The organism is Allobosea sp. FBZP-16 (assembly GCF_002831785.1).
Taxonomy (GTDB): Bacteria; Pseudomonadota; Alphaproteobacteria; order Rhizobiales; family Beijerinckiaceae; genus Allobosea; species Allobosea lupini.
On sequence record NZ_LNCQ01000023.1, the window covers coordinates 672920 to 683907 of the forward strand.

Here is a 10988-nt window from a genome sequence, read left to right on the forward strand (position 1 = left end):
CTCTCGTCCCAGTTCGCCGGGGTCGCGCCGGAGGTCGCGACCAGCTTGACGATGCCACCATCGGTGCGCGGTTTTGCGGGCGTGAACCCAGGCGCCGAGACCGCGAGCAGGCTCTCGCCCTTGCGCCCGGTCTCGCCGGTGAAGCAGGCGTCGATCATCACGATCAGCTGCCGCTGCGCTCCGATCTTCTGCCTGACCAGCTCGAGGTTGCGGTAGAGCGTCTGCAGCGCGTAGCCGCTCTCGCTGGCATTGGGATTGCCGTCCTGCGGCAACAGGAAGGGCTGGCGGGTGGCGAGATCAGGCACGCCATGGCCGGAATAATAGACGAAGACGTTGGAACGCCCTTCGACCGCGCTGCGCCAGAGCTTGCCGCCCTGCGGATTGGCCTCGCTGCCGAACATCTGGGTGAGTTCGCCGAGCGTCGCATCCTTCATGAGGAAGACGTTCTGCTCGCGAAAGCCGAGCGTGCCGGTGAGGTAGGTCCTGATCGCCTCGGCATCGTTATGGGCGAAGTCGACCGTGCCGGTCTGCTTGTAGGTCTTGTTGCCGACCACCACCGCGATCGAGTCGGCGTTGTCCGAAAGGGTGACCGGCGGCGCCTGCGCGATCGAAGGCGAGAGGAGCCCGAGCCAAAGCAGGGCTACGATCAGGAACGCCGGCAAGGCCACCTCCAGAATCCCAGCGCCAGCGCAGTGCCGCGCTGGCGCGTCGATTTGTCGATGCGGCTTTTGTCCGGACGATCCGTGGCGAAGATGTGACGCCGGGCAAGCCTAGCCGCTCGCGCGAACGCCTTGTCCATCCGTCGTCGCAAGCCAGATGCCGATCCCGACGACGACGATCCCGATGACGAGATTCCAGCCGATCGGCTCGTTCAGCAACACGGCGGCCACCAGCGACGCCGTGACGGGGTTGACCGTGACGGTGACCGCAACGCTGGTCGGCGACGCCTTCCCCAGGGCGAAAGCCCAGAGATAGAAGGTCAGCGCAGCGCCGATCACGCCGAGATAAAGCGCCGCGGACCATTGCGGAACGGCGAACTGCGCCACCGCATCGAAGCTGCCGCGCAGCAGCGAGATCAGGATCAGCGCCGCAGCGCCGACCGCCATCGCCACCGTCGTGAACGGAATCGGCCCGCAGCGGCCGATCACCGGCTTCGACCAGATGCCGTAGAGCGCCATGCACAGCGCCGCCGCGATCATCAGCAGGTCGCCGCGCCAGGCCTGCGGCGGCGCATGGCCAAGGCCCGAGAGCAGCGCGAAGCCGACGCCGGCCATCGCTATCAGCACGCCGGCGGTCTTGCGCGCTGTCAAACGCTCGCGCCCGAGCGCCGCGCCGACGACCAGCGACAAAAGCGGCAAGGTCGAGAGCGCCAGCGCCCCGCGCGCGCTGCTCGTATGGATCAGCGAGGCGTTGAAGAGGATGGGGAAGAGCGCGAAGAAGAGCAGCCCGAGCCCGGCGGTCTGGAGCCAGTCGCCGCGCTCGGGCCAGCGCCGGTCGCCGAGCAGGGCGACCGGGGCGAGCAGCAGGCAGCCGATGCCGAAGCGGAAGGAGCCGATCGCGAGGGGATCGAGATGGCCGACGAGATAGCGGGTCGCGGCGATGGAGGTTCCTCCAAGCGCGCTCGACGCCGCCGCGGCCACCACCCCCCACAGCTCGCTCATGCCGGGGCCTCCGCTGGCTCGGGTCGCGTCAGTCGATCGCCCGCACCGCCCCCTTCGCCGCGCTGGTCGCCAGCGCCGCATAGGCTTTCAGCGCGGTCGAGACCTTGCGCTTGCGCGGCGCCACCGGCTTCCAGGCGTCCTTGCCCCTGGCCTCCATCGCGGCGCGGCGATGCGCCAGCTCCTCGTCGGAGACCTTGAGGACGATGCTGCGCCTGGGGATGTCGATCTCGATCACGTCGCCGCTCTCGACCAGGCCGATCGCGCCGCCCTCGGCCGCCTCGGGCGAGACATGGCCGATCGACAGGCCCGAGGAGCCGCCGGAGAAGCGCCCGTCGGTGACCAGCGCGCAGGCCTTTCCGAGACCCTTCGACTTCAGATAGCTCGTCGGATAGAGCATCTCCTGCATGCCCGGCCCGCCGCGTGGCCCCTCATAGCGGATCAGGACGATGTCGCCTTCCTTGACCTTGCGGTTCAAGATGCCCTCGACCGCCGCGTCCTGGCTCTCGAAGATCACCGCCGTGCCCGAGAAGGTCAGGATCGAGGCGTCGACGCCGGCGGTCTTCACGATGCAGCCGTCCAGCGCGATATTGCCGTAGAGCACGGCGAGGCCGCCATCCTGCGAATGCGCATGCGCCTTCTCGCGGATCACGCCCTTTTCGCGGTCGAGGTCGAGCTCCTCATAGCGCCGGTCCTGGCTGAAGGCGGTCTGCGTCGGCACGCCGCCGGGCGCGGCGCTGTAGAAGGAGCGCACCGCCTCGCTCTGCGTCTGCCGGATATCCCAGCGCTCCAGCGCCTCGCCCAGCGTGGCGCTGTGGACGGTCGGCAGCGAGGTGTCGAGCAACCCGGCCCGGTCGAGTTCGCCGAGGATCGCCATGATGCCGCCGGCGCGGTGGACGTCCTCCATGTGCACATTGGCGACGGCCGGGGCGACCTTGCACAGCACCGGCACATTGCGCGACAGCCGGTCGATATCGGCCATGGTGAAGTCGATCTGCGCCTCATGCGCCGCCGCGAGCAGATGCAGCACGGTGTTGGTCGAGCCGCCCATCGAGATATCGAGCGTCATCGCGTTCTCGAAGGCCTTGAAGCTCGCGACATTGCGCGGCAGCACGCTCTCGTCGTCCTGCTCGTAATAGCGCTTGGCGATGTCGACGATCAGGTGCCCGGCCTCGACGAAGAGGCGCTTGCGATCGGCATGGGTGGCCAGCGTCGAGCCGTTGCCGGGCAGCGCCAGGCCGAGCGCCTCGGTCAGGCAGTTCATCGAATTGGCGGTGAACATGCCCGAGCAGGAGCCGCAGGTCGGGCAGGCCGAGCGCTCGATCACCTCGACTTCGCTGTCCGAGTATTTGCTGTCGGCGGCAGCGACCATGGCGTCGACGAGGTCGACCTTCTTCAGCACGCCCTCGGCGATGTATTTGCCGGCCTCCATCGGCCCGCCCGAGACGAAGACGACCGGGATGTTCAGGCGCATCGCCGCCATCAGCATGCCGGGCGTGATCTTGTCGCAATTGGAGATGCAGACCATCGCATCGGCGCAATGGGCGTTGACCATGTATTCGACGCTGTCGGCGATCAGCTCGCGCGAGGGCAGCGAATAGAGCATGCCGTCATGGCCCATGGCGATGCCGTCATCGACCGCGATGGTGTTGAATTCCTTGGCGACGCCGCCGGCCTTCTCGATCTCGCGCGCGACGAGCTGGCCGAGGTCCTTGAGGTGGACATGGCCCGGCACGAACTGGGTGAAGGAGTTCACCACCGCGATGATCGGCTTGCCGAAGTCCGAATCCTTCATGCCGGTGGCGCGCCAGAGGCCGCGGGCGCCGGCCATGTTGCGGCCATGGGTGGTGGTGGCGGATCTCAGCCTCGGCATGCTTGACCTCGTTGACGCTACGTCCGAACAGAAGGGCTCGCCCTATAGCTAGCGGGCGTGCCCGGCCAGCCAAAATTGAATTATTCGATTTGGATGATCGGCGCCGTCCATGCTGCGGGCGCGAGAGGGGTTGCCATATCCCTTTCATCCGAGTCATCCCGGACAAGCGGCGAAGCCGCGCCGATCCGGGATCCATGCCTGAACCGTTCCGGAATGGATCCCGGGCCTGCGCTTCGCTACGCCCGGGATGACCCGGGAGGAGACTGTCTCGTCGGAGCAGGCAAGTGACGGCACTGCGCAATATCGACATCGACCTGCTGCGTTCCTTCGTCACCATCGCGGAACTGCGCTCCTTCACCCGCGCCGCCGCCGCGCTCGCCCGCACGCAGTCGACGATCTCGACGCAGGTGCGCAAGCTCGAGGAGATCGCCGGCCAGACCCTGCTGCAGCGCTCGCCGCAGGAAGTCCTCCTGACGCGCGCCGGCGAGGATTTCCTCGGTTACGCCCGCCGCATCGTCGCGCTGCATGACGAAGCGCTCGACGTCGTTCGGGCACGAAACGTCTCCGGCCGCGTCCGGCTCGCGGTGATGGACGACTATGCCACCATCGTGCTGCCCGAGACGCTCGCCCGTTTCGCCCGCTCGCATCCCGAAGTCGAGCTCGAGGTCACCACCGGCTTCACCCGCGACCTGATCGGCAGCCTCGGCGAGGCCTTCGACCTCGTCTTGGCGACGCAGAAGGCGGGCGACGGCAGCGGCGAGGTGCTGCGCAGCGAACGCACCGCCTGGGCCTGGTCCGATCGGCACGACTTCCCTCCTGCAGGGCCGCTCCCTTTGGCGCTCCTGAAAGCGCCGAACATGTATCGCGAATGGGCGCTCGCGGCGCTGAACGAGGCCGGCCGGCCCTGGCGCATCCTGTTCTCCTCCTCCAGCATCGGCGCGGTCGAGGCGGTCGCCGCCGCTGGCGCGGCGCTGACCGTGGTCAAGGCCGGCACGGCACGCGAAGGGCTGCGCCTGCTCGGCGAGGCCGATGGCCTGCCTCCCCTGCCCGCCTCGGAGATCGCCTTGCATCTGGCTCCGGGTCGGCCGACGCCGGCGGTGCGAGCGCTGGCAGGCTTCCTGGCCGAGGCGTTGAAGGACCAGAGCGGATGAGCTTGCCGGCATGAAGACCATCGAGGAGCACGACGTCTTCCTCCAGCTCGGCGACCACCAGCTGTTCGCACGCAGCTAGATCCCATCCGACCCTGAGACCGGCCGACATGCGCCGATCCTGCTCCTTCACGACTCGCTCGGCTGCGTCGAGCTCTGGCGCAGCTTCCCGGAGAAGCTCGCGGCCGCAACCGGTCGACGCATCGTCGCCTATGACCGCCTCGGCTTCGGCCGTTCTGATCCGCATCCCGGCAGGCTCGGCATCGACTTCGTCGGCGAGGAAGGGCGCAGCACCGTCCCGCAGCTTTGCGACCGGCTCGGCATCGGCGACTTCATCGCCTGCGGCCACAGCGTCGGCGGCGGCATGGCGGTGGAGACCGCGGCACAGTGGCCGGGGCGTTGCCGGGCACTCGTCACGATTGCCGCGCAAGCCTTTGTCGAGGACCGGACGCTGGAAGGTATCAGCGTGGCGCAGCGCGACCTTGAGGGCCCCGGCAACATCGCGCGGCTGGCGCGCTATCACGGCGACAAGACGCGCTGGGTGATCGACGCCTGGATAGAGACCTGGCTATCGCCCGCCTTCGCGAGCTGGACGATCGACCAGCCGCTGGCCGGGGTGCGCTGCCCCGTCCTCGCCGTTCATGGCGAGCTGGACGAATACGGCTCGGCCCGCCATCCGCAGCGTATCGCCGAAGGACGCGGCGAGGCGCTGATCCTGCCGGGGATCGGCCATGTCCCGCATCGTGAGGCGGAAGATGTGCTGGTTGAGGCGATCGCGGGGTTTTTAAGCCTCCTTCTCCCCACGGGGGAGAAGGTCCCGGCAGGGGAATGAGGGCGGGACGACCGGGCGAGGCGCTCGCCGCGTGCCCTGCATGACGGCCCTCATCCGACAGCGCTTCGCGCTGCCACCTTCTCCCCCCGAGGGGAGAAGGGAGAGGTCGCGGGGACAATTTCCCGATCAATCCCCGCCCCTGAAACCTGTCGTATTCTTCCCCCCGTCCCGTCCGACCAAGGGGGCTGTCGCGAGGCATCGTGCGGCCGGGCGGGAGAGCGGTGTCCGCTTTGAACAGCCGTCGCGGGCTGGAATGGCGGAGGGGCCTCGTCCGGGCGAAGCCAGGTCCTGCCCGACCTGAAGGCCCGGTGCGGCACCTTGAAGAGAATCGCGCGCGGGGTTCGGAGGCGGTGAGCGTCTGCCGTCTCGACACTTCGACATCGACATTCGACATGGCGGCGGAACGCTGCCGCAACCGGACCCCGCGCTTCCCTCGGGCTTGCGCTCGTCTTTCAAACCCTCGCGGCGGAAGCCGGCGGGGCCGTGGTCGTGCCGAAGAGGTCGCCCTATCGCATCATGTCCGCAAGTGCCTCGCGCATCGCAGTGCTGGGGACGTGGAACACGCCCTGATAGGGGAGGCTGAGGTCGACGATCACGAACATGATGCTGGAGACGGAGAGCACCCCGATCGCCAGCACGATGGCGCTGAGAGCGCGCCGCGGGATCTGCAGGCCGAAGCTCAGGAAGACCAGGCTGAGCCAGAAGCTCAATATGCCGATGAAGAAGTCGCCGGATGGGGCGATCGCATCCTCGATGACGTTCCATCTGGCGGACGAAACCTGCGCAAAGGCTGCACGGCAGCGCGTCGCGGTGTTCTCGAGGCCTGTGGTCGGAAGCGCGTCCACCTCTGCCCCGATCTCGCTGATCAAGCGCGACAGCGTCCGGTCCTCGCCGCGAAGAGCCATGCCCGCAATGTCCGGCATGCCCGCGACCGTCGGCGCCGCCTCGTGCGGCCAGGTGCTCGCGATCACTGCAGCCGTGTACCGCCGAAGCTTCAGCCTGATCGGATCGGCGGCCTCCTTGAACAGGCGCAGGCACTGATCGAGATTGGCGAGCCGAGCCGCATAGGCAGAGCGGTGACTGCTCGTCACGTCGAAGCGACTCCGCGCCGTCGACAATTGCAGGGAGAGGATCAGCGCCGCGAAGGTGACCATCAGGCCGGTCACCAGCCTGATCGAATCCATGTTCTCGCTGGTCAGGTGACGCTCGTGCAGGCGCTTGCGCAAGGCGATGCCTGCCAGCGCGCTCAGACTGAACAGCGCCAGAAATGCGAGGACCAAGAGGAGTTCCATGCGATCTCCCTGGCTCGGCCTATGGATCGGGACGCCCGGTCGATATGAGCCTCGCCTTGCCTAAGCCGTTCATTGCCTTTGCCCGGATCAGGGCCCGACGAGCTGCCCGCCATCGACGACGATGGTCTGGGCGGTGACCCAGCCGGCCTTGTCGGAAGCGAGGAAGAGGACGACCTCGGCGACCTCCTCCGGCCTGCCCATCCGGCCGAAGGGGATGCTGGCCAGGGTCGTCTGATAGAGCGCGGGGTTCGAGGTCTTCCGGTCTTCCCACGTCCCGCCGGGGAACTCGATCGAGCCTGGCGCGACCCCGTTCACCCGGATGCCCTGCTTGGCCAGCATCTTCGCCTGGCTCGCCGTGTAGTGCATTACGGCCGCCTTGATCGCGCCATAGGGAGCCGAGCGGGAGGAGGCCCGCAGCGCCGAGATCGAGGAGATGTTCACGATCGACGAACCCGGCTTCATGTGCGGGACCGCCGCATGGCTGCCACGGACGATCGCCATCATGTCGACGTTGAGCGAGGCGGCCCAGCCCTCCTCGTCATCCGTATGGCCGAAGCCGGAGGCGTTGTTGACGAGCACATCCAGGCCTCCGAGCGCGGCTACTGCCTGCGGCACATAGGCCTCGATCGCCTTGGCGTCGGCAAGATCGACGCTTGAGCCATGCGCGGTCACGCCGAGCGCCGCGATCTCCCGCCGCGCCGCTTCGAGCGGCCCCGGATTGCGCGCGCAGATCGAGACCGAAGCACCCTGTGCGGCGAAGCCCAGCGCAATCGCGCGTCCGATGCCGCGGCTGCCCCCCATGACGATTACGCGCTTGCCGGCGAAGTCTTTGGCCATGCGGACGAGTCCTTGCTGCTATGTCCGGCCTATATAGCTGCGGCGCGAGGCTTCGCCGCAAGGGCCGCCGCCCGCTGCCCGCGCATGGCAGGCCTCCCCTCACCCCGGCAGCCGATACTCCTTGAACATCTCCCGCAGCGCCGTCTTCTGGATCTTGCCCGTCGCGGTATGCGGGATCGCTTCGACCAGCACGACATCGTCGGGCAGCCACCATTTGGCGACTTTGCCGGTCATGAAGGCGAGCATCTCCTCGCGGCCGGGCGTCTTGCCGGGCTTGGGCACGATCACGAGGAGCGGGCGCTCGTCCCATTTCGGATGGGCGACGCCGATCACCGCGGCTTCCGCCACGTCGGGATGGCCGATGGCGAGGTTTTCCAACTCGATCGACGAGATCCACTCGCCGCCGGACTTGATCACGTCCTTGGAACGGTCGGTGACCTGCATGTAGCCGTGCGGATCGATCGTCGCGACATCGCCGGTGTCGAAGAAGCCCTGCTCGTCGAGGATCGGCTGATCGTGCTTGTAGTAGGCGCCCGCGACAGCGGGTCCCCGCACCTTCAGGCGTCCAAAGGTCTTGCCGTCCCAGGGCAGGTCGGTGCCGTCATCGTCGGTCAGGCGGAACTCGACGCCGAACTGCGGATGGCCCTGCTTGACCTTGAGGTCGTAGAGCGCATCGCCCTCAAGCCCGTCATAGACCGGCTTGATCGAGCAGAACGAGCCGATCGGGCTCATCTCGGTCATGCCCCAGGCATGGTCGACGGTGACGCCGTATGTCTTTTCGAAGGCCTCGGTCATCGCCCGCGGACAGGCCGAGCCGCCGATCACCACGCGCTTCAGCGTGTCGAGCTTGCCGCCGGTCGCTTCCAGATGCTGCAGCAGGCCGAGCCACACCGTCGGCACCGCCGCGGTCAGCGTCACCTTTTCATCGTTGAGCAATTCCAGCAGTGAGGCCCCATCGAGCTTCATGCCAGGCATCACCAGCTTCGCCCCGGTCATCGGCGCCGAGAAGGCGAGCGACCAGCTGTTGGCGTGGAAGAGCGGCACCACCGGCAGGACGACGGTGCGTGCCGACAGGCCCATATAGTCCGGCTGGGCGCAGCCCATGGCGTGCAGCACGTTGGAGCGATGCGAATAGAGCACGCCCTTGGGCCCGCCGGTCGTGCCCGAGGTGTAGCAGAGCCCGGCCGCGGTGTTCTCGTCGAACGTGGCCCAGGCAAAATCGTCGTCGACCTCGGCAAGCCAGTCCTCGTAAGGAACGGCGTTCCGGAGCGAGGTCTGCGGCATATGCGCGGCATCGGTCAGGACGATGTAGCGCTCGACGGTCGGCAGCTTGTCCTGCAGGCCTTCCATCAGCGGCACGAAGGTCAGGTCGAGGAAGAGCAGCCGATCCTCGGCATGATCGATCAGCTGGGCGATCTGCTCGGGGAAAAGCCGCGGATTGACGGTGTGGGTGATCGCGCCCATGCCGCTGATGCCGTACCAGAGTGCCAGATGCCGGTCTGTATTCCAGGCGAGCGTCGCGACGCGGTCGCCGAGGCGGATGCCTTCCTGCGTCAGCCTCTTGCCGATCCTGAGCGCGCTCTGGCGGATATCGGCATAGGTCGTGCGCCGGATCGGCCCTTCGACGCTGCGGGAGACGACTTGGCGCGTGCCGTGCTGGATCGCCGCGTGATCGATGATCCGGTGGATCAGCAGCGGCCAATTCTGCATCAGCCCGAGCATGCGTTTCTCCCTGTCGTCTTGCTTCGCTTTTTGGCAGCATAGCCAGCGGACGGCTCGCGGCGAAAGCCCTCGCCTCCCGCTAGGAGATGAGTTAGTTTACAAGTAAACGATCTAGGGATGAACGCCTTGTCAGTGCCGCGCCCAATCCCCGCCCCGGAACCCATCGAGCCGGACCGCGTCTGGTTCCGCTTCATGCGCCTGCATCAGCGCATGCTCGGCCAGATGACCGCGCGCATCCGCGAGCTCGGTCTCTCCATCCCGCAATTCGACCTGCTCTCGACCCTGACCGAGCGCGAGGGCATCAGCCAGAGCGAGCTCGCCGAGCGGCTCTACGTCACCAAGGGCAATGTCTCCGGACTGGTCGACCGGCTGGTGCAGGCCGGCCTCGTCGAGCGCCGCGCCATCGTCGGCGACCGGCGCTCCTATGCCATGCACCTGACACCGGAGGGCCGGCGCCTCGCCGAGGCCGGCATGACGACGCAGCGCGATTATGTCGCCCAGACGCTCGGCAAGCTCCCGCATGACGACCTCGCCGAGCTCGACCGGCTGGTCCTGGCCTGGCGCGAGCGCGCCCGCGCCATTGACGCGCCCTGATGTTCGCCGGCCTGGCTTATGCCGGCGGCGGCAATCGCTGCTATTGGCAGGGCGGCTTCTACGAGACCGTCGCGCCTGAGATCGGCCTGAAGCCGCGCCGCATCGTCGGCGCCAGCGCCGGCGCCGGGGCGATGCTCTACAATGCGCTTGGGCTGGGCCCGACCGTGCGCGAGATGTTGCGCGAGGCCTGCACCGGCCGCACCTCCGAGGTCGACTGGGCCGCCTTCCGCCGTGGCGGCCGGCTCTTCCCGGTGGCGGAGATGTATCGCAGCATGCTTGCGAGCCTGTTCACGCCGGAGCGGCTGGCCGCGCTGACGGCCCAGGCCGATTTCCTGATCGCGATCTCGCGGCCGCCGCGCTTCTGGCCGCTGCCGGTCATCACCACGATCGGCATCGGCGCCTACCAGCTCGAGAAGCGCTTCCGCCGGCCGGTCCATCCGACGGTCGGGCGCAAGCTCGGCTTCCGGCCCGATCTGATCCGCATCGCCGACTGCGCCGATCCCGAACAGCTGGTCGACGCGCTGATGGCGAGCGCAGCGGTGCCGCCGTTCATGCCGGCCGGCAATATCGGCGCCCGCGCCGCGCTCGACGGCGGCCTGGTCGACAGCGCCCCGGCCTGGGCGCTCGCCGAGATGGAGGCGGCCGGCGAACAGACTTTGGTATTGCTGACGCGCCCCTTCACCCAGGTGCCGCAGGTTAAGAACCGCACCTATGTTCGCCCATCGCAGGTGATCCCGGTCAGCCAGTTCACCATCCGCAACTGGGAGGGCATCCGATTCGCCTATGAGCTCGGGGTGAAGGACGGCGAGGCGTTTCTGAGGGCGATGGAGCGGCGGAAGGCTGGGTAGTTTCCGGTTTGGTCGTTAGGCGCTGCCGGCAGACAAGGCGCGGGGAACCCTTCTCCCGTGTGGGAGAAGGGCAGGGATGAGGGACTGTCCTATCCGCAGAAATCGCCGCGGCGACCGTTGCGTTCAAATAATCAGCGGCGGTCCCTCACCCCTACCCCTCTCCCATCCGGGAGAGGGGATCCCG

10 protein-coding genes are annotated in these 10988 nt (G+C 67.7%); 4 read left to right on the top strand and 6 right to left on the bottom strand.

Translation table 11 applies throughout. The features are described from left to right. The 3 genes from CXY91_RS30920 to ilvD form a co-directional block, all read right to left on the bottom strand. A partial coding sequence (locus CXY91_RS30920) for a caspase family protein (protein ID WP_248307459.1) occupies positions 1–668 on the bottom strand: 668 nt, incomplete at its 3' end. Between the two features lie 102 nt (positions 669–770). Next, complete coding sequence (locus tag CXY91_RS13060) at positions 771–1661, bottom strand: DMT family transporter (protein WP_100961826.1); 891 nt, start codon at positions 1659–1661, stop codon at positions 771–773. Between the two features lie 28 nt (positions 1662–1689). After that, positions 1690–3531 carry a dihydroxy-acid dehydratase gene (gene ilvD / locus CXY91_RS13065; protein ID WP_100961827.1) on the bottom strand — a complete coding sequence of 614 codons (1842 nt, stop codon included), beginning with the start codon at positions 3529–3531 and terminating at the stop codon, positions 1690–1692. A 284-nt stretch (positions 3532–3815) separates the two neighbouring features. On the opposite strand from ilvD, the gene CXY91_RS13070 reads away from it, so the two are divergent. Both CXY91_RS13070 and CXY91_RS13075 read left to right on the top strand, forming a co-directional pair. Further along, positions 3816–4682 (top strand): LysR substrate-binding domain-containing protein, encoded by an 867-nt coding sequence (locus CXY91_RS13070; RefSeq protein WP_100961828.1) that lies wholly within the window; start codon positions 3816–3818, stop codon positions 4680–4682. Positions 4683–4800: 118 nt separating this feature from the next. Then, positions 4801–5511 carry an alpha/beta fold hydrolase gene (locus CXY91_RS13075; protein WP_248307476.1) on the top strand — a complete coding sequence of 237 codons (711 nt, stop codon included), beginning with the start codon at positions 4801–4803 and terminating at the stop codon, positions 5509–5511. Between the two features lie 506 nt (positions 5512–6017). On the opposite strand, the gene CXY91_RS13080 is transcribed toward CXY91_RS13075, so the two are convergent. From CXY91_RS13080 to CXY91_RS13090, 3 genes are all read right to left on the bottom strand, one after another. Then, positions 6018–6803, bottom strand: a complete 786-nt coding sequence (locus tag CXY91_RS13080) for a bestrophin-like domain (protein WP_100961830.1) — start codon at positions 6801–6803, stop codon at positions 6018–6020. 87 nt (positions 6804–6890) lie between these two features. After that, entirely contained in the window at positions 6891–7640 is a 750-nt protein-coding gene (locus tag CXY91_RS13085) for an SDR family NAD(P)-dependent oxidoreductase (protein ID WP_100961831.1), read from the bottom strand. Positions 7641–7739: 99 nt separating this feature from the next. Further along, the gene (locus tag CXY91_RS13090) at positions 7740–9362 is read right to left on the bottom strand and encodes a long-chain-fatty-acid--CoA ligase (RefSeq protein ID WP_100961832.1); all 1623 of its coding nucleotides are present in this window, start codon (positions 9360–9362) and stop codon (positions 7740–7742) included. Positions 9363–9479: 117 nt separating this feature from the next. Here CXY91_RS13090 and CXY91_RS13095 point away from each other — a divergent pair, with 117 nt between their 5' ends. Together CXY91_RS13095 and CXY91_RS13100 are read left to right on the top strand one after the other, a co-directional pair. After that, a complete protein-coding gene (locus CXY91_RS13095; RefSeq protein ID WP_091837611.1) occupies positions 9480–9956 on the top strand; it encodes a MarR family winged helix-turn-helix transcriptional regulator in 477 nt (158 codons plus the stop codon). Next, the gene (locus tag CXY91_RS13100; protein ID WP_100961833.1) at positions 9956–10804 is read left to right on the top strand and encodes a patatin-like phospholipase family protein; all 849 of its coding nucleotides are present in this window, start codon (positions 9956–9958) and stop codon (positions 10802–10804) included. The genes CXY91_RS13095 and CXY91_RS13100 overlap by 1 nt, the downstream gene beginning before the upstream one ends. The last annotated feature ends 184 nt before the right edge of the window (positions 10805–10988 follow it).